This is a genomic window from Streptomyces sp. NPDC107517, assembly GCF_055582645.1.
In genome coordinates, this window is record NZ_JBVJPM010000004.1 from 426,128 (window position 1) to 447,233 (window position 21,106).

At 71.4% G+C, this 21,106-nt stretch carries 20 protein-coding genes and 1 tRNA gene; 17 read left to right on the plus strand and 4 right to left on the minus strand.

From position 1 onward, the window contains the following. Positions 1-28 precede the first annotated feature (28 nt). The 11 genes from ACZ67T_RS12770 to ACZ67T_RS12820 all read left to right on the plus strand — a co-directional run bounded on the left by ACZ67T_RS12770 (position 29) and on the right by ACZ67T_RS12820 (position 12,085). The gene (locus tag ACZ67T_RS12770) at positions 29-448 is read left to right on the plus strand and encodes a hypothetical protein (protein ID WP_469983574.1); all 420 of its coding nucleotides are present in this window, start codon (positions 29-31) and stop codon (positions 446-448) included. 75 nt (positions 449-523) lie between these two features. After that, a complete protein-coding gene (locus ACZ67T_RS12775) occupies positions 524-1,405 on the plus strand; it encodes a TatD family hydrolase (protein ID WP_469983576.1) in 882 nt (293 codons plus the stop codon). Between the two features lie 135 nt (positions 1,406-1,540). After that, a complete protein-coding gene (locus ACZ67T_RS12780; protein WP_469983577.1) occupies positions 1,541-2,869 on the plus strand; it encodes a ubiquitin-like domain-containing protein in 1,329 nt (442 codons plus the stop codon). A 143-nt stretch (positions 2,870-3,012) separates the two neighbouring features. Then, positions 3,013-3,876 (plus strand): 16S rRNA (adenine(1518)-N(6)/adenine(1519)-N(6))-dimethyltransferase RsmA, encoded by an 864-nt coding sequence (gene rsmA, locus ACZ67T_RS12785; RefSeq protein WP_469983578.1) that lies wholly within the window; start codon positions 3,013-3,015, stop codon positions 3,874-3,876. After that, positions 3,873-4,772 carry a 4-(cytidine 5'-diphospho)-2-C-methyl-D-erythritol kinase gene (locus ACZ67T_RS12790; protein WP_469983580.1) on the plus strand — a complete coding sequence of 300 codons (900 nt, stop codon included), beginning with the start codon at positions 3,873-3,875 and terminating at the stop codon, positions 4,770-4,772. Before rsmA ends, ACZ67T_RS12790 begins: the two co-directional genes overlap by 4 nt. Positions 4,773-4,850: 78 nt before the next feature. After that, positions 4,851-5,132: a hypothetical protein gene (locus ACZ67T_RS12795; RefSeq protein WP_469983582.1), complete on the plus strand. Its 282-nt coding sequence runs from the start codon at positions 4,851-4,853 to the stop codon at positions 5,130-5,132. A gap of 127 nt (positions 5,133-5,259) precedes the next feature. Next, a complete protein-coding gene (locus ACZ67T_RS12800; protein ID WP_469983583.1) occupies positions 5,260-7,080 on the plus strand; it encodes an ABC-F family ATP-binding cassette domain-containing protein in 1,821 nt (606 codons plus the stop codon). Positions 7,081-7,261: 181 nt separating this feature from the next. Further along, complete coding sequence (locus ACZ67T_RS12805) at positions 7,262-9,052, plus strand: outer membrane protein assembly factor BamB family protein (RefSeq protein ID WP_469983585.1); 1,791 nt, start codon at positions 7,262-7,264, stop codon at positions 9,050-9,052. Positions 9,053-9,125: 73 nt separating this feature from the next. Then, positions 9,126-11,012: an outer membrane protein assembly factor BamB family protein gene (locus tag ACZ67T_RS12810; protein ID WP_469983586.1), complete on the plus strand. Its 1,887-nt coding sequence runs from the start codon at positions 9,126-9,128 to the stop codon at positions 11,010-11,012. A gap of 248 nt (positions 11,013-11,260) precedes the next feature. Then, positions 11,261-11,962, plus strand: a complete 702-nt coding sequence (locus ACZ67T_RS12815) for a helix-turn-helix transcriptional regulator (protein ID WP_469983587.1) — start codon at positions 11,261-11,263, stop codon at positions 11,960-11,962. A gap of 50 nt (positions 11,963-12,012) precedes the next feature. Further along, positions 12,013-12,085, plus strand: a tRNA-Gly gene (locus ACZ67T_RS12820). Positions 12,086-12,240: 155 nt separating this feature from the next. Here ACZ67T_RS12820 and ACZ67T_RS12825 read toward each other — a convergent pair. Next, on the minus strand, positions 12,241-12,522 hold the full coding sequence (locus tag ACZ67T_RS12825) for a hypothetical protein (RefSeq protein WP_399977632.1): 282 nt from the start codon (positions 12,520-12,522) through the stop codon (positions 12,241-12,243). Between the two features lie 18 nt (positions 12,523-12,540). Then, a complete protein-coding gene (locus tag ACZ67T_RS12830) occupies positions 12,541-14,223 on the minus strand; it encodes a sodium:solute symporter family protein (protein ID WP_469983588.1) in 1,683 nt (560 codons plus the stop codon). Positions 14,224-14,434: 211 nt separating this feature from the next. Here ACZ67T_RS12830 and galT point away from each other — a divergent pair, with 211 nt between their 5' ends. From galT to galK, 3 genes are read left to right on the plus strand one after another with little or no spacing between them, the layout of a single operon-like run. Then, complete coding sequence (galT, locus tag ACZ67T_RS12835) at positions 14,435-15,496, plus strand: galactose-1-phosphate uridylyltransferase (RefSeq protein ID WP_469983590.1); 1,062 nt, start codon at positions 14,435-14,437, stop codon at positions 15,494-15,496. Next, positions 15,493-16,458, plus strand: coding sequence for a UDP-glucose 4-epimerase GalE (galE, locus tag ACZ67T_RS12840; RefSeq protein ID WP_329573005.1), 966 nt, complete (start codon positions 15,493-15,495; stop codon positions 16,456-16,458). Before galT ends, galE begins: the two co-directional genes overlap by 4 nt. Before the next feature lie 3 nt (positions 16,459-16,461). Next, positions 16,462-17,634, plus strand: a complete 1,173-nt coding sequence (gene galK, locus ACZ67T_RS12845; RefSeq protein WP_469983592.1) for a galactokinase — start codon at positions 16,462-16,464, stop codon at positions 17,632-17,634. 134 nt (positions 17,635-17,768) lie between these two features. Here galK and ACZ67T_RS12850 read toward each other — a convergent pair whose 3' ends face one another. Next, positions 17,769-18,224 (minus strand): GNAT family N-acetyltransferase, encoded by a 456-nt coding sequence (locus tag ACZ67T_RS12850; protein WP_469983594.1) that lies wholly within the window; start codon positions 18,222-18,224, stop codon positions 17,769-17,771. Positions 18,225-18,489: 265 nt separating this feature from the next. Between ACZ67T_RS12850 and ACZ67T_RS12855 the strand changes: the two genes are divergently transcribed. Next, on the plus strand, positions 18,490-19,239 hold the full coding sequence (locus tag ACZ67T_RS12855) for a LuxR C-terminal-related transcriptional regulator (RefSeq protein WP_469983596.1): 750 nt from the start codon (positions 18,490-18,492) through the stop codon (positions 19,237-19,239). Positions 19,240-19,281: 42 nt separating this feature from the next. Here ACZ67T_RS12855 and ACZ67T_RS12860 read toward each other — a convergent pair whose 3' ends face one another. Further along, a complete protein-coding gene (locus tag ACZ67T_RS12860; protein ID WP_100596154.1) occupies positions 19,282-19,779 on the minus strand; it encodes a MarR family winged helix-turn-helix transcriptional regulator in 498 nt (165 codons plus the stop codon). 89 nt (positions 19,780-19,868) lie between these two features. Between ACZ67T_RS12860 and ACZ67T_RS12865 the strand changes: the two genes are divergently transcribed. Together ACZ67T_RS12865 and ACZ67T_RS12870 are read left to right on the plus strand one after the other, a co-directional pair. Beyond that, entirely contained in the window at positions 19,869-20,660 is a 792-nt protein-coding gene (locus ACZ67T_RS12865; protein ID WP_469983598.1) for a trans-aconitate 2-methyltransferase, read from the plus strand. Continuing rightward, positions 20,660-21,025 carry a VOC family protein gene (locus ACZ67T_RS12870; RefSeq protein WP_469983600.1) on the plus strand — a complete coding sequence of 122 codons (366 nt, stop codon included), beginning with the start codon at positions 20,660-20,662 and terminating at the stop codon, positions 21,023-21,025. The genes ACZ67T_RS12865 and ACZ67T_RS12870 overlap by 1 nt, the downstream gene beginning before the upstream one ends. Positions 21,026-21,106: the final 81 nt, after the last annotated feature.

A 21,106-nucleotide genomic window follows, 5' to 3' on the forward strand; every position in this document is an offset into this window, starting at 1 on the left:
CCTTGTCCAGCGGACAAGAGGAGCAGGCATGAGTGAGATCGCAGGCGCCGTACCGACCCCGGCCGGTGCTGCCGCACCCCAGATACCCAACCGGAGCGCGGCCACAGCCATCGCCCACGAGTCGTACGCCTTCGCCTGCATGCGGTGCGGTCACGGCTGGGAACAGAGTTACGAGATCGAGCACCACATCGACGGCGACGGCGCTGAGTTCGTGATGTACGTGGTGGGCGGCGAGCGGGTCCCGTCGCCGCTGACCCGGCCCACGTGCCTCAACTGCGGCGGCCATGTCGTACGGATCATGAGGGCGGGGCGGGTCTCGTCCATCCTCGGCGTGATGCACCGCGAGGGGACGGAGCCCGGCTCCCAGGCGGGGGAGCACCCCGCGAAGGAACACCACTGGCACCTCTCCGACCTGCTGCATCCCTTCCAGAACCGCAAGACCGACTGAGCGCCGACTGAGCACAGGCTGAGCGGCAACCGCACCCCGACGACCCCAGTGACCCCGACTTCGTAAAATCGGGGCATGAGCCCTGACCGTTCGAAGGACGTCACCCCGCCGCCGCTGCCCGCGCCCCTCGCGGTGCCGGTCGCCGACTCGCACACCCACCTCGACATGCAGTCGGGCACGGTGGAGGAGGGCCTCGCCAAGGCCGCGTCGGTGGGTGTGACGACCGTCGTCCAGGTCGGCTGCGACGTGAACGGGTCCCGCTGGGCCGCCGAGACCGCGGCCGCGCATCCGAGCGTGCACGCCACCGTCGCCCTGCACCCGAACGAAGCGCCCCGTATCGTCCTCGGCGACCCCGACGGCTGGTCGCGGCAGGGGGAGCGGTCGGCCGGCGGCGACGCGGCCCTCGACGAGGCGCTCGCGGAGATCGACCGGCTCGCGGCCCTCCCGCACGTCAAGGGCGTCGGCGAGACCGGACTCGACCACTTCCGTACGGGACCTGAAGGCATCGCCGCGCAGGAGCGCTCCTTCCGTGCCCACATCGAGATCGCCAAGCGGCACGGCAAGGCGCTCGTGATTCACGATCGCGACGCCCACGACGACGTGCTGCGGATCCTCAAGGAGGAGGGCGCCCCCGAGCGCACCGTCTTCCACTGCTACTCCGGAGACGCGGAGATGGCCCGGATCTGCGCCGAGAACGGCTACTTCATGTCGTTCGCCGGGAACATCACCTTCAAGAACGCGCAGCCCCTGCGCGACGCGCTCGCCGTCGCCCCGCGCGAGCTCGTCCTGGTCGAGACCGACGCGCCCTTCCTGACCCCCGCGCCCTACCGCGGACGGCCTAATGCCCCCTATCTCATTCCGGTCACGCTGCGCGCGATGGCCGCGGTGAAGGGCCTCGACGAGGACACCCTCGCGGCGGCCGTCTCCGCCAACACGGCCCGCGCCTTCGGCTACTGAACGGCCCGCCTCCCGGAACGACGCCCGGCGGGTGAGGCCGGCGACGAAGCGCGACACAGCGTAGTCGTGATGCTTTGGAGAGTGACGATGCTCGGCTAGGTTCTCCTCTCTCGATCCGGACCCAGGAGCGTCGTCGTGAGCAATTCGCCGTACGGGACGTATGAGCCGCAGGAAACGCTCGACGCGCTCGGGACATGTGAGCCACCGCCCGGCCCGCAGCCTTACGGGGACACCTACCGCCCCGGCTACGAGTCGATGGAGACCCAGCCGGCCTGGCAGGTGCCCGAAGCGCTGCTGCCGCGCCAGACCGCCCCGGCCGCGGGGCGGGCCGAGGCCCGCAGGGCGGCCCGGCGCAGGAAACGGCCCGACCGGCCCGAGACCCTCAGGCGCCTGCTGCCCCAGGCCCTCGTCGTCGCGTTCCTGGCCGGCGGCACCACCGCGTTCGTCGTCGCCGACAAGGCGGTCCAGCTCAGCGTCGAAGGCAGGCCGCGCACCCTGCACACCTTCGCGGACGACGTCGGCGAGCTGCTCGCCGACGAGGGGGTCGACGTCGGCCCGCACGACGTCGTCGCGCCCGCCCCGGGCACCGCCCTGGCCGGCGGGGACGAGGTCACCGTGCGCTACGGCAGGCCCGTCCACCTCACCATCGACGGCGAGCGCCGCCGGGTGTGGACCACCGCGGGCACCGTCGACGGCGCCCTGCACCAGCTGGGCGTGCGCGCCGAGGGCGCCTACGTCTCCACGTCCCGCTCCCGCCGCATCGCCCGCGACGGCCTCGCGTTCGACGTCCGCACGGAACGCAGCGTCACGGTCATGGCCGACGGGCGCGAGCGCACCATCCGTACCAACGCCGCCACCGTCCGGGACGCCGTGGACGAGGCGGGCGTCTCGCTGCACGGCCAGGACACCACGTCCGTGCCGCAGGACAGCTTCCCGCGCGACGGGCAGACGATCACCGTCATGCGGATCAAGGGCAGCAAGGAGGTGCGCGAGGAAGTCATCGAGTACGCCGTCGAGCGCACCAAGGACCCGACCCTGTTCCGCGGCACCGAGGTCGTCGAACGGGCGGGCCGCCCGGGCGCCCGCCGCGTCACCTACGCCCTGCGCACCGTCAACGGCGTCAAGCAGAGGCCGCGCCGCATGAGCGCCGAGGTCGTGCGCGAGCCGCGCAGCCAGGTCGTGAAGGTCGGCACCAAGCCGCTGCCGCCCTCCGTCGCGGGCGCCGACAGTCTGAACTGGAGCGGGCTCGCCCGGTGCGAGTCCGGCGGGCGCGCCGCCGCGACCGACGCCACCGGCACCTACGGCGGCCTCTACCAGTTCGACGTACAGACCTGGCGCAGCCTGGGCGGCGGCGGCCGGCCCCAGGACGCGTCCGCCTCCGAGCAGACGTACCGGGCGAAGAAGCTCTACGTGCGGCGCGGCGCGAGCCCCTGGCCGCACTGCGGGAGCCGCCTGCACGGGTAGGGCCTGTCGATGAGGCCGGGCCGGGCTCTGGGCTCACGGGGTCCGGGCACGCACTCCCCCGGGCTCCCGGCTGCGCGCCCTGGGCCGCGCGGGGCCCCGCGGTCCGGTCGGGACCCGGCCGCGGCGCCCCGTACCCTGAGACCGTGAGCACCACTGACCCCCAGGGCCCCCTGCTTGGCCCCGCCGACATCCGCGAACTGGCGGCAGCCCTGGGCGTGCGGCCCACGAAACAGCGCGGCCAGAACTTCGTCATCGACGCCAACACGGTCCGCCGCATCGTCCGCACCGCGCAGGTCACCCCCGAGGACAACGTCGTCGAGGTCGGCCCCGGCCTCGGCTCGCTGACCCTGGCGCTCCTGGAGGCGGCGGCCCACGTCACCGCCGTCGAGATCGACGACGTGCTCGCCGCCGCGCTGCCCGCGACGATCGAGGCCCGCCTCCCGCAGAGGAAGGACGCCTTCGCGCTCGTCCACTCCGACGCGATGCACGTACGCGAACTGCCGGGCCCCGCGCCCACGGCGCTCGTCGCGAACCTGCCGTACAACGTCGCCGTGCCGGTCCTGCTCCACATGCTCGACACCTTCCCCACCATCGAGCGCACGCTCGTCATGGTGCAGGCCGAGGTCGCCGACCGCCTCGCGGCCGCCCCCGGCTCGAAGGTCTACGGCGTCCCGTCGGTCAAGGCCAACTGGTACGCGGACGTGAAGCGCGCCGGCTCCATCGGGCGGAACGTCTTCTGGCCCGCGCCGAACGTCGACAGCGGTCTCGTGGCCCTGGTCCGGCGCACCGAGCCGGTGGCGACGACCGCCTCCAAGCGCGAGGTCTTCGCCGTGGTCGACGCGGCCTTCGCCCAGCGCCGCAAGACCCTGCGCGCCGCCCTGTCCGGCTGGGCCGGATCGGCCGCCGCCGCCGAGGCCGCCCTGGTCGCGGCCGGAGTCTCCCCGCAGGCGCGCGGCGAGGCCATCACGGTCGAGGAGTTCGCACGGATCGCGGAGAACAAGCAGTGAGCGTGACGGTACGGGTCCCCGCCAAGGTCAACGTCCAGCTCGCGGTGGGCGCCGCCCGCCCCGACGGCTTCCACGACCTCGCCAACGTCTTCCTCGCCGTCGGCCTGCACGACGACGTCACGGCGACCGCGGCCGACGAACTGACCCTCACCTGCGAGGGCCCCGGCGCGGACCAGGTCCCGCTCGACCGCACGAACCTCGCGGCCCGCGCCGCGATCGCGCTCGGCGAGCGGTACGGGATCGAGCCCCGCGTCCACCTCCACATCGACAAGGACATCCCCGTCGCCGGTGGCATGGCGGGCGGCTCCGCGGACGCGGCCGGCGCGCTCGTGGCCTGCGACGCGCTGTGGGGCACCGGCGCCACCCGCGACGAACTCCTGGGCATCTGCGCCGAGTTGGGCAGCGATGTGCCGTTCAGCCTGGTCGGCGGGGCGGCGCTGGGCACCGGACGCGGCGAGAAGCTTCAACTGCTCGACGTGGGCGGGCAGTTCTGGTGGGTGTTCGCCGCCGCCGACGGGGGGCTCTCGACGCCGGCCGTGTACGGGGAGTTCGACCGCCTCGCCGAAGGCCGCGCCGTCCCCGAGCCGGAGGCCTCGCCCGCGCTGCTCGACGCCCTGCGCTCCGGCGACGCGACGGCGCTGGCCGCGACGCTCACGAACGACCTCCAGCCCGCCGCGCTCTCCCTCTTCCCCGCGCTGAAGGACACCCTCGACGCGGGCACGGCGGCGGGCGCCCTCGCGGGACTGGTCTCCGGCTCGGGCCCGACCACGGCGTTCCTCTGCGCGGACGAGGCGTCGGCGCAGACGGTGGCCGCCGCCCTCACGGCGTCCGGCACCTGCCGCTCCGTACGGGTCACGACGTCACCGGCACCGGGCGCGACGGTCGTCCAGGCCTGACGCGGCGGGACGTACTCACCGGTAACTGAGTACGTCCGCGCTGTCGGCCACCGCGGGCCCCGCGGCACCGTGGTCGCCATGGTCACCGACACCGACACCGACACCGAAACCGACACTGTGAGCGCCCGGCACCGGCGCCGCAGACGCCGTATCGGCAGCACCGTCGTCCCGCTCGGCGCGATCGCCCTCGTCGGACTGCACTCCGCGCTCGCCACCCGCGGCCACCTGCTGCCCCCGCCCGCCGGCGGCGGCTGGCAGGGCAGGGTGGCGCGGCCGCGCGAGGTCGCCGCGGTTCTCGGCCGGGCAGGCGCGGGTGGCCGCGTCCGTGCCGCCCGGCGGCGCGCCGCACGAAGGCCTTGACCGCGGCCGTCGCGAACTCCCTCCCGGCCGCCCCGCCCGTATCCGCCGTCACAACGAAGGCGCAGGCCGCCGGACCCCGCGCGGCGACTACGCTGGAAGACTGATCCATCCCCTTGTCAGGAGCGAAATGGCAGTCAACCTGGTCAATGTCGAGGCAGTCAGCAAGGTGTACGGCACCCGTGCCCTGCTCGACGGCGTATCGCTCGGCGTGTCCGAGGGGGACAGGATCGGTGTCGTCGGGCGCAACGGCGACGGCAAGACCACCCTCATCCGGATGCTCGCCAAGCTGGAGGACGCCGACACCGGCCGCGTCACCCACAGCGGCGGCCTGCGCCTCGGTGTCCTCACGCAGCACGACTCGCTCGACCCCGAGGCGACCGTCCGGCACGAGGTCATCGGCGACCTCGCCGACCACGAGTGGGCGGGCGACGCCAAGATCCGCGACGTGCTCACCGGCCTCTTCGGCGGACTCGATCTGCCCGGCTTCCCGCAGGGCCTCGACACGGTCATCGCCCCGCTGTCCGGCGGCGAGCGCCGCCGCATCGCGCTCGCGAAGCTCCTCATCGGCGAGCCCGACCTGATCGTCCTCGACGAGCCCACCAACCACCTCGACGTCGAGGGCATCTCCTGGCTGGCGAGCCACCTCCGGGCCCGCCGCTCCGCCCTCGTCTGCGTGACCCACGACCGCTGGTTCCTCGACCAGGTCTGCACCCGCATGTGGGACGTGCAGAAGGGCGATGTCTTCGAGTACGAGGGCGGCTACAGCGACTACGTCTTCGCGCGCGCCGAGCGTGAGCGGATCGCGGCGACCGAGGAGACCAAGCGCCAGAACCTGATGCGCAAGGAGCTGGCCTGGCTGCGCCGCGGCGCCCCGGCCCGCACCTCCAAGCCCCGCTACCGCATCGAGGCGGCGAACGAGCTCATCGCCGACGTGCCGGAGCCGCGCGACAAGAGCGAGCTGATGAAGTTCGCCAGCTCCCGCCTCGGCAAGACCGTCTTCGACCTCGAGGACGTCACGGTGCAGGCCGGGCCCAAGGTGCTCCTCAAGCACCTGACCTGGCAGCTCGGCCCCGGCGACCGCATCGGCCTCGTCGGTGTGAACGGCGCGGGCAAGACCTCTCTGCTGCGGGCCATGGCGCAGGCCGCCCGCACCGGCGGCGAGGAGCAGCCCGCGGCCGGCCGCGTCGCCGTCGGAAAGACCGTGAAGCTCGCCTACCTCTCCCAGGAGGTCGCCGAGCTCAACCCCGAACTGCGCGTCCTCCAGGCCGTGCAGCAGGTCCGCGACCGCGTCGACCTCGGCAAGGGCCGCGAGATGACCGCGGGCCAGCTCTGCGAGACGTTCGGCTTCAACAAGGAGAAGCAGTGGACGCCCGTCGGTGACCTCTCCGGCGGTGAGCGCCGCCGCCTCCAGCTCCTGCGCCTCCTCATGGACGAGCCGAACGTCCTCTTCCTCGACGAGCCGACGAACGACCTCGACATCGAGACCCTCACGCAGCTGGAGGACCTCCTCGACGGCTGGCCCGGCTCGATGGTCGTGATCTCCCACGACCGGTTCTTCATCGAGCGCACCACGGACCGGGTGTTCGCGCTGCTCGGCGACGCCACGCTGCGGATGCTGCCGCGCGGTATCGACGAGTACCTGGAGCGTCGCCGCCGCATGGAGGAGGCCGTCGCCGCCTCGATGACGGCCGCCGCCCCGGCCCCCGCCACGGGCACGCCCCAGAAGGCGGTGTCCGCCGCGGACGCCCGCGCCGCGAAGAAGGAACTCCAGAAGATCGAGCGGCAGCTGGACAAGATGTCCGAGAAGGAGACCAAGCTGCACGCGCAGATCGCCGACAACGCCACTGACTTCGCGAAGGTGGCCGAGCTGGACGGCGAGCTGCGCGAACTGATCGCGGAGCGCGAGGAGTTGGAGATGCGCTGGCTCGAGCTCGCGGAGGACGCGTGAAGCTCCCGTAACAGACCCATCACGGGCCGGTGCTCCCTTGGGAACAGGGGAGCGACCGGCCCTATGTGCTACTGCACTGGGTGATAGAAAGAGCACTCTGGGAATTGCCTGAGAACGACCAGAGAACGTCCTGAAATCGGCCAGGCGAGCAGACACATCAGTGAAGACGGGGGGAGCGCTGATGACTCAGCCGCCCAACCAGCCGCCGCAAGGCGGCTTCGGAGCACCACAGGATCCGCAGCAGCCACCGGCCCAGCCGCCGCAGCCTCCGGCGCAGCCGCCGCAGCCGCCGCAGGCGCCGCCGGCCCCGCAGCCCGGATACGGCTACCCGCAGCAGCCGGGCCCCTACGGCCCGCCCCCGCAGGGCGGCCCCTACGGTCAGCCCCAGCAGCCGGGTCCCTACGGCCAGCCGCAGCAGCAGCCGGGACCGTACGGCCAGCAGCCCCAGTACGGCTACCCGCAACAGCAGCCCCAGTACGGCTACCCGCAGCAGCAGCCCCCGTTCCCCGGTGGCCCCGCGGGCCCGGGCGGCGGCGGCAAGAACCCCTTCAAGGGCCGGACCGGGATCATCGTGGCCGCCGCCGTGGCCGTCGTCGTGATCGCCGGCGGTGTGGTGTGGGCGGTCGTGGGCGGCGGTGACGACAAGAAGAAGGACCCCGTCGCCGACAAGAGCCAGGACCCCAAGCCCACCGGCTCCGCGCCGGTCGACCCGGGTGACGGCTCCGGCGACGGACGCGACGGCAAGGAAGACCTCAACGCGGGCCGCCAGGCCGGTGAGTCGAAGGTCCTCTGGTACAAGACGGCCCCCAAGGCCCCCGGCGACGGCGCGGACGCGCCCGGCATGTGGGTCACCGACACGCTCGCTGCGAAGGCGGTCTACAACGAGCTCGTCGCGTACAACATCTCGGACGGCAAGCCGAGTTGGCCGACGATCACCCTGCCGCACAAGATCTGCGGCGCCAGCGTGCAGAAGTCGGACGCCGACAAGGTCGCCATCGCGTACATGAGCGGTGTCACCGAACGGGCCAAGTGCAACCAGGTCCAGCAGATCGACCTGAAGACCGGCAAGAAGGACTGGGAGAAGAAGATCCCCGAGGGGGATCTCTTCGACGGCACCGGTAGCGGCGTCGAACTCACCTACGCGGGCAGCACGTTGATGGTCGGCCGCCAGATGTCCGGCCTCGGCCTGAGCGTCAGCGACGGCAAGCAGCTCTTCGAGAAGAAGAAGTACGGCGCGGCCTGCTTCCCCGGCGCCTTCGCCGGCGGTGAGCGCCTGTTGGCCGTCTCCTCCTGCGGTGCCTCCACGGACAAGGAGCACGACGAGATCCAGGAGCTGGACCCGGCGACGGGCAAGGCGAAGTGGACCAAGCCCTTCCCCAAGGGCTGGAAGGTGGCCCGCGCCTACTCCGTCTCGCCGGTCGTCCTCTACCTCACCAACGAGGACAAGAAGCAGTGGAACATCACCACGCTGAAGAACGGCAGCAGCGCGGTGCGTTCCGAGGTCTCGGTCGACGAGGACTTCGCGCCCGAGTGCGGCTGGGCCATCCTCGACCGTGACCTCCAGGGCTGCACGGGCGTCGCCGCCGACACCAACACGCTGTACCTGCCGACCAAGGCGACCAGCGGCACGGCCAACGAGGTCGTCGCGATCAGCCTGGAGAACGGCAAGGAGCGCTGGCGCGTGAAGTCGCCGGTGGCGCAGAACATGCTGCCGCTGAAGACCGACGGCGGCGCGGTGATCGCCTACGTCAACGCCTCGTACGACGCCGGTGGCAGGGTCGTGTCGATCGCGACGGCGGGCTCGCACACGCCGAAGACCCTGCTGCAGAACCCGGCGGGAACCGCGCAGATCGAGAACGGCTTCTACTCCAAGGCGGTCGACTACGTCGACGGGCGCTTCTACATCTCCACGACGCGTCTGTCCGGCACGGCCAAGGGCGAGGAGAAACTGATGCTGGCGTACGGCAAGTGACCGCCCCAGCCGCAGTGACCGCCCACCGCACCGCCGCCCGCTCCTTCTCCCCGTCACCCGAGGTACAGACGTCATGACGCAGCCGCCCCAGCCGCCCAACGAGCCGCCGCAGGGCCCGCCCCAGGGTCCGCCGCCGGTGGGCTTCGGCAAGCCGCAGGACCCCCCGCCCGGAGGGTTCGGCGCCCCGCAGGACCCCCCGCCGGGAGGGTTCGGCGCGCCCACGCCGCCGCCCCCGCCCGGGCAGCAGCCCGGCTACGGCTACCCGCAGGCGCCCCAGACCCCGCCCCCGGCGCAGCCGCCCGCCCAGCCGCCGACGCCGCCGCAGGGCCAGCCCGGGGGCTACGGCCACCCGCAGCCCCCTGCCCCCAACTACGGCTACCCGCAGGCCCCTCAGGGCCAGCCGCCCATGCCCCCGCAGGGCTACGGCTACCCGGGCCAGCAGCCGCCGCAGTACGGCGCGTACCCGCCTCCGGGCACCGTGCCCATGCAGGCGGCGGGCGGCGGCGCCGGCAAGAGGATCAGCTCCCAGATGATGATCATCATCGGCGCCGTCGTCGCGGTCGCCCTGATCATCGGCGGCGGCGTCTGGTACTCGGCGTCGACCGGCGACGACAAGACCGACGCCAGTACCGCGGGCCCGACCGGTGGCACCGGCGGCAAGGGCGGCGACGAGAACAAGGGCGGCTCCGGCGGCACCACCACCGGTGGCGCGAGCAAGGAGAAGGTCCCCGGGAACACCAGCTCCCAGGTCCTCTTCCAGCTGCCCCAGCACGAGGTGCCCAAGAACGAGGTGTTCAGCACCAAGGGCTCCTGGCTCACGGACACGACGTACGCCAAGGCGGGTCTGGGCGAGATCAACGGCTACGCCGCGGACACCGGCAAGAAGTCCTGGACGCTCCCGCTGCCCGGCCAGACGTGCGGCAGCGCCCCCGAGGTCACCCAGGACGGCCTGAGCGCGGTCATCAGCGAGGCGGCCCCGCGCAAGCCCAAGGAGTACGACTACCAGCCGTGCACCAAGATCACGGTCTTCAACGTCGACACGGGCAAGAAGCTGTGGACGAAGAGCGTCGGCACCAGCGGGCGTGACATCCCGTTCAAGGAGCTGTCGATCACCGGCTCCACGCTGGCGGCCGGCGGCGGCTACGACGGCGGCGCGGCCTTCGACATCAAGTCGGGCAAGATCCTGTGGCAGCCGCAGGCCGGCTCCTGCGAGGACGTCGGCTACCGCGGCGGCGAGCAGCTGGTCGCGGTGCGCAAGTGCGGTGACTACGGCGACGAGAAGCACCAGGTGCAGCTCCTCGACCCGGCGACGGGCAAGCCGAAGTGGACCTACAAGATCCCGGCCGACGTGAACGTCATCTCCGTCGTCTCCAGCAAGCCGGTCACCTTCGTGATCGCCACCGGCGAGGAGGTCGAGATGTCGGACCTGTTCTCCCTCGACGACACCGGCAAGCTGCGCGCCAAGGTCTCGCTGGAGAAGGACAGGTACGACTTCGACTGCGAAGTCAGCGAGATTCACGGCTGCCGCGGCATCACGGTCGGCAACGACCGCGTCTACATGCCGACCCGCGAGCACGACGGCGGCGGCACGTCCGGCCAGACCAACGAGATCGTGTCGTTCTCCCTGGCGAACGGGCAGCTCACCGGTGACCGTGTCGACGGCGGCGAGTACACGCTCTTCCCGGTCCGCATGGACGGCGGGAACGTCCTGGCGTACAAGGACGGCCCCTACGACAAGGGCGCCGAGATCGTCACGATCGACCCGAAGACGCTGAAGCAGAAGACGCTCCTGGTCACTCCGGCGACGGAGACCGTGACCAGCGTCATCAGCAGCATGACCCCCACCCAGTCCGAACTGCTCTACACCAACGGCAGGCTGGCCATGGGCAAGGAACTCATCTCCAAGCCGTACTCGGCGGACGAGAAGGAGTACGAGGCCGTGGTCTTCGCGGCGAAGTAACTCCGCAGCCGCTCACCGCGGACTCACGGCGGCCCCGCACCCTCATCGGGTGCGGGGCCGCCGGCATATGCGCCCGCCGCCGGGAGATTCCGGCATTCCGGGTCACTTCTCACCAGTAGGGGCAGCGCAACGCCGGACGAGCGTGTAGCTTCCGGGAGATGGAGGAGGTCGGGGAGTCGGGGGGCTTTCCGCACCGAGGGGGTTCTGGGGGTCCCACGGGATCCCGGGGGGATGTGGGGGGTGGCTCTATGGGTGTGCGGCTCATGGTGGTCGACGACCATCGACTGCTCGCCGAGGCGCTCGCCTCGGCTCTCAAGCTGCGCGGGCACCGGGTGCTCGCGGCGGCCGCGCCCGCCGCGGGAGCGGCCGAGCTGGTGATCCAGCGGGCGCCCGAGGTCTGTCTCATCGGTACGGCGACGCCCGCGGAGCCGGGCATCTTCGACCCGATCGTGCGCATCAAGCGCGAGCGCCCGCAGGTGGCGGTGGTGGTTCTCGGGCCCGTGCCGTCACCGCGCGGGATCGCGGCGGCGTTCGCGGCCGGTGCCTCCGGCTACGTACGGCACGACGAGCGGATCGAGGGGGTCGAGCGCGCCCTGATGAAGGCGCGGGCGGGCGAGGCGGCCGTGGCGCCGCAGCTCCTGCAAGGGGCCTTCAGCGAGCTGCTCAACCCGGCCGCGCAGCCCGACGACGAGGGGCAGCGGCTCCTGCAGATGCTGACGCCGCGTGAGGTCGAGGTTCTGGTGCGGGTAGCGGACGGCGAGGACACCCGGCTGATCGCGGCCGGCATGGGCATCGCCCCGAGCACGGCCCGTACGCATGTGCAGCGGGTCCTGATGAAGCTGGGCGTCGGCTCGCGCCTGGAGGCGGCGGCGCTGGCCGCGCGCACGGGGCTCCTCGACCGGGCGGGGCCGGTCCCGGCGGCTTCGGGGCTGCCGGATCCGGAGTCGTGAGCTAGAGTCGATCTCGTGCTCGTCACCGCGACTCGTGGTGTTCGGGCAGTGCGTCGGTGGTCCAAGGAAAGGCGCCCCGCTTCCTGCGGGGAGATGCAGGTGCAAGGCCTGCTCGGCGCTCCACCGCGAGTCCCGTCCCGCTTCGGCGGGGCGGGACTTGTTTCGTTCACGGGCGCGGCCTCACCTTTTGCGGCAGTGCGCACAACCGTGCCGGTGCGAACCAGAAGGGCCGGAGTCCCTCACTTGTAGGTGAGGGACTCCGGCCCGGGGCAAGGGGATTACGCCTCGCCGTCCTGCGGTACGGGCGGAGCCGTCGGCCGCAGCTTCAGCCACACCAGGAAGAACAGCCCGAGGGCGAGCATGCCGAGGCCCGTCCACAGGTTGATGTTGATGTTCTCGGCCTTCTTCAGGTCGGCGTCGGACGCCGTGATGCCGGCGATCGTGACGATGACCCCGTACACCGCGAACAGTCCGCCGATGATGCGCCGGATGTCGAAGAGCCGCGCCGCGGTCGCGGACTTGCGCTCCAACTCGGAGACTTCGTTCTGGAGTTCAGACATGAGGGTTCGCGCCTCCGATCAGAGGGAGAAGGGGACGTAGCACAGCGCGGCGAGGACGATCGCGCCCCAGCCGAGCAGTGCGGGCTTGCGGTACCAGGCGTCGTCGCCCTCGGCGGGCGGCTCCTCCAGGCCCGGCGCCGTCGTCCCGTACACGAGGCCCGCGAGCTCGGCCTCCGGCTTGGGCGCGGTGAACAGGGTGACGACGACCATGACGACCGCGCCGGCGACGAAGCCGACGATCGCGGACACGAAGTTGGCGCCCTGGTCGGTCGGGATGTCGATGACGCCCTGCTTGTAGATCCAGAAGTAGTTGACCATCGCGGCGGTCGTGCCCGCCAGCAGGCCCCACACACCGGACTTCATCGAGGCGCGCTTCCAGAACATGCCGATGATGAAGACGACGAACATCGGGACGTTGAAGAAGGAGAACAGCGTCTGGAGGTAGCCCATGATGTTCGAGAACGACGAGGCGATGAACGCCGTGCCGATCGAGGCCAGGACACCGACCGCCGTGATGAGGCGGCCGAACTTCAGGTAGTACGCGTCGGGCTTGCCGGTCTTCACGTACTTGGCCCAGATGTCGTACGTGAACACGGTGTTGAAGGACGACACGTTCGCCGCCATGCCCGCCATGAACGCGGCGAGCAGACCGGTCACCGCGATGCCGAGCACACCGTTGGGCAGCAGCTCCTGCATCAGGTAGGGGATCGCGTCGTTGTACGTCAGGTCCGAACCGGACATGCCGATCTTCGGCACGAGCACCGCGGCGACCATGCCCGGGATCATCACCAGGAAGACGATGAAGATCTTCGGGAAGGCGGCGATGAGCGGGGTGCGCTGGGCGGCGGAGAGGTTCTTCGCGGACAGGGCGCGCTGCACCTCGGCGAAGTTCGTCGTCCAGTAGCCGAAGGAGAGCACGAAGCCCAGACCGAGGATGATCGTCAGCCAGTTCGCGCCGAGCGGGTTGGCCTCGCCGATGCCCGTACCGCCCCAGGCCGAGAGGAAGTTGTCGCCGTGCGCGCTCTTCAGGGAGTCGGTCATGCCGCCCCAGCCGCCGACCCGCTTGAGGCCGATGATGCAGAGGGGGATCAGCGCCGCGAGGATCACGAAGAACTGGAGGACCTCGTTGTAGATCGCCGAGGAGAGTCCGCCGATGGTGATGTACGCGAGCACGAACAGACCGGCGACGACGATCGCCAGCCACTGCGGCCAGCCGAGCAGCGCCTCCACGACGATCGACAGGGCGTACAGGTTCACGCCCGCGATCAGGATCGCCGCGAAGGCGAAGAGTATGGAACTCAGCAGGTGCGCGCTCTTGTCGAACCGCTGGAGCAGGTACTCGGGGACCGAGCGCACCTTGGAGCGGTAGTAGAAGGGCATCATCACGAGGCCCAGGAAGACCATCGCCGGGATGGCGCCGATCCAGTACCAGTGGACGACCGAGACGCCGTACTGCGCGCCGGTCGCCGCCATGCCGAGGATCTCGGTGGCGCCCAGGTTGGCCGCGACGAAGGCCAGACCGGTGACCCAGGCGGGCAGGGAGCGGCCGGAGAGGAAGAAGTCGAGGCTGGTCTTCACCGAGCGCCGGGCGGCGAACCCGATGCCGAGGACCACGGCGAAGTAGATCGCCAGGATCGCGTAGTCGAGGCCGTTGGTGGGCAGCCGGAGCCCCGCGGCCAGGGTTTGTGTGGGGGACAGCATGGAGAACTCGCTTCGTTGCGCGAACTGATCAGACCGGAACCTACGCTTCTATGTTCAATAAATGAACACTTCTGCTGAGGTTCTTTGTTTGATTGTGATGCGTGTGACACGCCACGCATCGAACGATGCGTCCGCGGCCTTGACCATCCCGTTGAACCATGCTTTGTTATGTTTGATTATGTTGAGTTGATGCGAATGAGGAGCATCGGACGTGAAGAAGACGTCGACCCGGCTCGCCGACGGTCGCGAGCTCATCTACTACGACTCGCGTGACGACGTCGTGCGGGACGCGGTGGACCGGCGTCCGCTGGACCCCGTCGCCTCCTCCTCGCAGATCCGCCGCGACCCCCTCCTCGGGGACAGCGTCGCCATCGCCTCGCACCGCCAGGGCCGCACCTACCACCCGCCGGCCGACGAGTGCCCCCTGTGCCCGTCCGAGGGCGACCGGCTCAGCGAGATCCCCGACTCCTCGTACGACGTGGCGGTCTTCGAGAACCGTTTCCCCTCGCTCGCCGGGGACGCCGGCCGCTGCGAGGTCGTCTGCTTCACCTCCGACCACACGTCGTCCTTCGCCGACCTCACCGAGGAACAGGCAGGCCTCGTCCTGGAGGCCTGGACCGACCGCACCGCCGAGCTGTCCCACCAGCCCTCCGTGGAGCAGGTGTTCTGCTTCGAGAACCGCGGCGCCGAGATCGGCGTGACCCTCGGCCACCCGCACGGCCAGATCTACGGCTACCCCTTCACCACCCCGCGCACCGCCCTCATGCTGCGCTCGCTCGCCGAGCACAAGGAGCAGAGCGGCGGCCGCAACCTCTTCGACGACGTCCTCGCCGAGGAGCGCACCGGTGAGCGCGTCGTCCTCGAGGGCGACCACTGGGTGGCGTTCGTCCCGTACGCGGCCCACTGGCCGTACGAGGTGCACCTCTACCCCAAGCGCCGCGTGCCCGACCTGCTCGCCCTCGATGACGGCGCGCGCACAGAGTTCCCTCAGATTTATCTGGAACTCTTGAGGCGCTTCGACCGGCTCTTCGGGGCGGGGGAGTCCCCGACGCCGTACATCTCCGCCTGGCACCAGGCGCCGTTCGGCACTCTGGACGACTTCCCCGGCGTCCAGCGGGAGGACTTCGCGCTTCACCTCGAGCTTTTCACCATCCGCCGCACTTCCGGCAAGCTGAAGTTTCTCGCGGGTTCCGAATCCGGCATGAGCGTGTTCATCAACGACGTGCCGCCGGAGACCGCGGCCGAGCGACTGCGAGAGGTAGCGAGTACATGAGCGGGAAGTACCTGGTCACCGGTGGTGCGGGATATGTGGGCAGCGTGGTCGCGCAGCACCTGGTCGAGGCGGGGCACGACGTCACCGTCCTCGACAACCTCTCGACCGGATTCCGCGAGGGCGTGCCCGCCGGGGTGACGTTCGTCGAGGGCGACATCCGCGACGCCGCCAAGTGGCTCGACCCGTCCTTCGACGCCGTCCTGCACTTCGCCGCGTTCTCCCAGGTCGGCGAGTCCGTCGTGAAGCCCGAGAAGTACTGGGACAACAACGTCGGCGGCACCATGGCGCTCCTCGCCGCGATGCGCTCGGCGGACGTGCGCAAGCTCGTCTTCTCCTCCACCGCGGCGACGTACGGGGAGCCCGTCAGCACCCCCATCACCGAGTCCGACCCCACCGCCCCTACCTCCCCGTACGGCGCCTCCAAGCTCGCCGTCGACCACATGATCACCGGGGAGGCGGCCGCGCACGGCCTGGCCGCCGTGTCGCTGCGCTACTTCAACGTCGCGGGGGCCTACGGCAGCTGCGGCGAGCGCCACGACCCCGAGTCGCACCTCATCCCGCTCGTCCTCCAGGTCGCCCAGGGCCGGCGCGACGCGATCTCCGTCTTCGGCGACGACTACCCGACGCCCGACGGCACCTGCGTGCGCGACTACATCCACGTCGCCGACCTCGCCGAGGCCCACCTGCTCGCCCTCGACGCCGCCCGCCCCGCCGAGCACCTCATCTGCAACCTCGGCAACGGCAACGGCTTCTCCGTGCGTGAGGTCATCGAGACCGTCCGCCAGGTGACCGGCCACCCGATCCCCGAGGTCACCGCACCGCGCCGCGGCGGCGACCCGGCCGTCCTCGTCGCCTCCGCCGCCACCGCGCGCGAGCGCCTCGGCTGGAACCCGTCCCGCGCGGACCTCGCGGGAATCGTCGCCGACGCCTGGGCGTTCGCCCAGGCACGCCAGGAGGGGTAAGCCATGTCCGTCGCCTCGCAGTTCAGCGATCTGTACGGATACGAGCCCGAGGGGGTCTGGGCCGCGCCCGGACGAGTGAACCTCATCGGCGAGTACACCGACTTCAACGAGGGCTTCGTGATGCCGCTCGCGCTGCCGCACACCGCGGTGGCCGCCGTCGCGCGCCGCACCGACGGCGTCCTGCGGCTGCACTCCGCGGACATCGACGCGCCGATCGCCGAACTGCGGGCCGACGAACTCACCCCGCTCTCCGAGTTCGGGCAGGGCGGCTGGGCCGCGTACCTGGCGGGCGTCGTCTGGGCGCTGCGCGAGGCCGGGCACGCCGTCACCGGCGCCGACATCCACCTCGCGTCGACCGTGCCGACCGGCGCGGGCCTGTCCTCGTCGGCCGCGCTGGAGGTCGTCACCGCGCTCGCGCTCAACGACCTCTTCGAACTGGGGCTCACCGGGCCCGAGCTGGCGCGGATCGCACAGCGCGCGGAGAACGACTTCGTGCGCGTGCCCTGCGGGATCATGGACCAGATGGCGTCGGCGTGCGCCACCGAGGGCCACGTCCTGCACCTGGACTGCCGCGACCTGTCCACCCGCCAGGTCCCCTTCGACCTGGCCGCCCAGGGCCTCCAGCTCCTCGTCGTCGACACCCGCGTCAAGCACGAGCTCGGCGACGGCGCCTACGCGGAGCGCCGTGCGGGCTGCGAAGAGGGCGCCCGCGCGCTCGGCGTCTCGCATCTGCGCGACGTGTCGTACGCCGAACTGCCGGAAGCGCTCACCAAGGTGACGGATCTCACCGACGAGCGGGTCGTGCGCTACGTCCGTCACATCGTCTGCGACGACCACCGGGTCGAGCGGGTCATCGAACTCCTCGACGCCGGCGACGTACGGGCGATCGGCCCGGTCCTCACCGAGGGCCACGTCTCGCTCCGCGACGACCTGCGCATCTCCTGCGCCGAGCTGGACCTGGTCGTGGACACCGCGAACGCGTCGGGCGCGCTCGGCGCCCGGATGACCGGCGGCGGCTTCGGCGGCTCCGCGATCGTCCTGGTGGAGGAGCCGGACGCGGACGCGGTGACGAAGTCGATCACGGAGGCGTTCGCTTCGGCGGGCTACACGGCCCCGCGCGTCTTCCCCGCGGTCCCGTCAGCGGGAGCCCGTAAACTCACCTCAGCCGCGTCGTAGGAGTGAACTCCGCGGCCCCGGCGGACAGTCGGGTCCGTGCCCAGAACTCCTCGACCTCCGGCGGGTGGTCAGGGCCGTGCCCATCAGTGCGCTCCGCGCACGGGCGCGCGGTGGGCGGTGTGGGCCGGGTGCGCTCACCCCAGGCGCTTGGTGAGCGTGAACTCCTTGACCCCCGGCGGGTAGTCGGGGATCACGCACACCAGATCGTAGCCGTGCTGGCGGTAGAAGCCCGGCGCCTGGAAGTCCCAGGTCTCCACTCGGGCGCCGTGGCAGGCCCGGTCCTGGTGGGCGATGCGTTCCGCCTCCACGAGGAGGCGGGAGCCGAGGCCCTTCGCGCGGTGGCGGTCGTCGACCCAGAGCAGGTTCACATGGAGCCAGGTCGCCCAGGTGTGTCCGTCCAGGCCGCCGGCGATCTCGCCGCTCGCGTCCAACGCCCAGACCTGGAGCGGAAGTTCACGGTCCTCGGGCGTCCCCCGCAGTGACCTGAGCTCCGCCGACGCCGCGGTGTTCGCCTCCCGCAGCCGGGAGTGAAGAAGATCGCGCCGCTGTTTGTCGACTTCTGTCTCAATACGAAACATACGCCTCACCATAAACGCGCAGGCCAATCAGTTCTGCAAATTGCCTTCCGCTCCTGGCCCGCGGCCCTACTCTGAGCACAGCACCGGTGGGGGCCGGTGCTGATCAGGGGGCGAGACAGCCGGGTACGCGCCCGGGGTGGGGGTAGCGGTACGAGCGCGGCGGCGGCCGTGCGGCCGCGACGACCTCCCTCTTCGGGCGCCGTACCCGTGCCGGACAGCCTCCCGGCGCCGGGGAATCCCCTGCTCCGCGAGGAGCTCGGGGGAGGGGGTTATACACGTGGTTCGCATCCGAGTTCTGGTCGTCGACGACCACCGCATCTTCGCCGAGTCGCTCGCCGCGGCTCTCGCCGCCGAGCCCGACGTGGACGTGTCCGCGGCCGGCAGCGGCCCCGCCGCACTGCGCTGCATGGACCGCGCGGCGGGGGAAGGGCGCCGGTTCGACGTCCTCCTCGTCGACGCCGACCTGGGAGCGGCCCTGCACGGCCCGCGCCCGGCGACGGCCGTGCCCGACGCGGCGCCCGGCCAGGACGGCCTGGTCGACGGGATCTCCCTGGTGGCGGGGGTGCGTTCGGGCCAGCCCACCGTGCGGACCGTGGTGCTCGCCGAGAAGGACGACCCGCGCCGCGCGGCCCTCGCGCTCCAGGCGGGCGCCTCCGGCTGGGTCGCCAAGGACTGCTCGCTCTCGCGGCTGCTCACGGTCATCCGGGGCGTCCTGCGCGACGAGACGCATCTGCCGCCCGCCCTGCTCACGAGCGTCCTGCGGGAGCTGACCGCGGCCCGCAAGCACCGCACCGACTCCGAGCGCCTGGTGGAGTCCCTGACGCCGCGCGAGCGCGAGGTGCTGCGCTGCATGGTCGCGGGTCTCGGCCGCAAGGCGGTCGCCGAGCGCCTCTTCCTGTCCCCGCACACGGTCCGTACGCACATGCAGAACGTGCTGGGCAAGCTCGGGGTCCACTCCACGCTCGCGGCGGTGGCGCTGGCGCGCAGGGCCGGCGTCGGGCCCGCGGACCTGGAAGCGGCGTCGTAGGGACAAGTGCCCGTACGACTGGGGCCCGGGGTCCGACAGACCCTAGCCGGGGATGTTGTCGAACGGCGCGGTCAACTGCCGTAGCAGGCCCGCCAGTTCGCCGCGCTGGGTGCGGGACAGCTCCGCGAGGATCGCCCGCTCCTGTGCGAGGAGGCCGGCGAGTGCCTGGTCGGCGCGGTCCTGCCCCTCGGTGGTCAGCCGCACCAGGACGCCGCGTCGGTCGCTCGGGTCGGGGAGGCGCTCGACGAGGCCCTTCTTGGCGAGCCGGTCGATACGGTTCGTCATCGTGCCGGAGGTGACGAGGGTCTGTGTGAGGAGTTGTCCGGGGGAGAGCTGATAGGGGGCGCCGGCCCGCCGCAGGGACGTCAGTACGTCGAACTCCCACGGCTCCAGCTGGTGCTCGGCGAACGCCAGGCGCCGGGCCCGGTCAAGATGACGCGCCAGCCTGCTGACCCGACTGAGCACCTCTAGGGGCTCCACGTCGAGGTCAGGGCGCTCTCGGCGCCACGCTGCGACCAGCCGGTCGACCTCGTCCTCCATGACGATCAGTCTAGTGGGTCCCTCGACATGAAGTCTCTTGAATTCAACTATCTTGACATCGAGATAAATCGGGGAGGATCCTGGCCGTCATGAGCGCACCCACCTGGGACCCCCAGCAGTATCTCCGCCACGCGGACCACCGCACCCGCCCCTTCGCCGACCTCCTCGCCCGCGTCCAGGGCGACCCGGCGAGGATCGCCGACCTCGGCTGCGGCGCGGGCAACGTCACCGCCCTGCTCGCCCAGCGCTGGCCGAAGGCCAGGATCACCGGCTACGACAACTCCCCGCAGATGCTGGAGAAGGCCGCGGCCCACGCTACCGATCTCCTCGACTTCGCCCCCGCCGACGCCGCCACCTGGACCCCCGCCGAGCCCTTCGACCTGATCGTCTCCAACGCCCTGCTCCAATGGGTCCCCGGCCACACCGGCCGCTTCCCGGACTGGCTGGCGGGCCTCACCCCCGGCGGCACGTTCGCCTTCCAGGTCCCCGGAAACTTCGACGCCCCCAGCCACGTACTGATGCGCGAACTCGCCGGGTCGGCGCGGTGGCGGGACCGGCTCGGCGACACGCTGCGCCACGCGGACGCCGTCCACACCCCCGAGCAGTACCTGAACCAGCTCACCGCCCTCGGCTGCGAGGCGGACGTGTGGGAGACGACGTATCTGCACCTCCTCCAGGGCGAGGACCCGGTCCTCGACTGGGTCAAGGGCACGGGCCTGCGCCCCGTCCTGACCGCCCTCGCGGACGACCCGCAGGCCACGGACGAGTTCCTGACCGCCTACCGCGCCCGGCTCCGCACCGCCTACCCCGCGACACTGCAGGGCACGGTCTTCCCCTTCCGCCGCCTGTTCGCGGTGGCCCGCAAGCCCCTCGACGCCTGATGCTCCAGGCCCTGGACCACGTACAGCTCGCCGCCCCCGCGGGATCGGAGGACGCGCTGCGCCGGTTCTACGGGGACGTACTCGGCATGACTGAGACGCCGAAGCCCCCGGCGCTCGCGGCGCGCGGGGGCTGCTGGTTCGCAGCGGGCCAGGTGCGGCTGCACCTGGGGATCGAGCGGGACTTCCGGCCGGCCCGCAAGGCCCACCCGGGGCTGCGGGTCACGGGGATCGAGGCGTACGCGGCGCGCCTCGCGGCGCACGGCGTGCGGATCACCTGGGACGGGGACCTGCCGGGCCACCGGCGGTTCTACGCCGACGACCCGGTGGGCAACCGGCTCGAATTCCTCGAACCGGTCACGCCCTGAGCCGGCATGTGCCCGGACCCGGTCCGGTGGCGGGACACGCCGTCTCGGTGCGCACACATCTCATCACAAAAGATGTGTTAT

Coding starts and splice junctions, on each gene's coding strand:
- ACZ67T_RS12795 (WP_469983582.1), top strand. CDS start 4,851: ATGGTCACCGACACCGACACCGACACCGAAACCGACACTGTGAGCGCC.
- ACZ67T_RS12865 (WP_469983598.1), top strand. CDS start 19,869: ATGAGCGCACCCACCTGGGACCCCCAGCAGTATCTCCGCCACGCGGAC.
- ACZ67T_RS12805 (WP_469983585.1), top strand. CDS start 7,262: ATGACTCAGCCGCCCAACCAGCCGCCGCAAGGCGGCTTCGGAGCACCA.
- ACZ67T_RS12870 (WP_469983600.1), top strand. CDS start 20,660: ATGCTCCAGGCCCTGGACCACGTACAGCTCGCCGCCCCCGCGGGATCG.
- ACZ67T_RS12860 (WP_100596154.1), bottom strand. CDS start 19,779: ATGGAGGACGAGGTCGACCGGCTGGTCGCAGCGTGGCGCCGAGAGCGC.
- galE (WP_329573005.1), top strand. CDS start 15,493: ATGAGCGGGAAGTACCTGGTCACCGGTGGTGCGGGATATGTGGGCAGC.
- galK (WP_469983592.1), top strand. CDS start 16,462: ATGTCCGTCGCCTCGCAGTTCAGCGATCTGTACGGATACGAGCCCGAG.
- ACZ67T_RS12830 (WP_469983588.1), bottom strand. CDS start 14,223: ATGCTGTCCCCCACACAAACCCTGGCCGCGGGGCTCCGGCTGCCCACC.
- ACZ67T_RS12850 (WP_469983594.1), bottom strand. CDS start 18,224: ATGGTGAGGCGTATGTTTCGTATTGAGACAGAAGTCGACAAACAGCGG.
- ACZ67T_RS12825 (WP_399977632.1), bottom strand. CDS start 12,522: ATGTCTGAACTCCAGAACGAAGTCTCCGAGTTGGAGCGCAAGTCCGCG.
- ACZ67T_RS12770 (WP_469983574.1), top strand. CDS start 29: ATGAGTGAGATCGCAGGCGCCGTACCGACCCCGGCCGGTGCTGCCGCA.
- ACZ67T_RS12815 (WP_469983587.1), top strand. CDS start 11,261: ATGGGTGTGCGGCTCATGGTGGTCGACGACCATCGACTGCTCGCCGAG.
- ACZ67T_RS12775 (WP_469983576.1), top strand. CDS start 524: ATGAGCCCTGACCGTTCGAAGGACGTCACCCCGCCGCCGCTGCCCGCG.
- ACZ67T_RS12810 (WP_469983586.1), top strand. CDS start 9,126: ATGACGCAGCCGCCCCAGCCGCCCAACGAGCCGCCGCAGGGCCCGCCC.
- ACZ67T_RS12800 (WP_469983583.1), top strand. CDS start 5,260: ATGGCAGTCAACCTGGTCAATGTCGAGGCAGTCAGCAAGGTGTACGGC.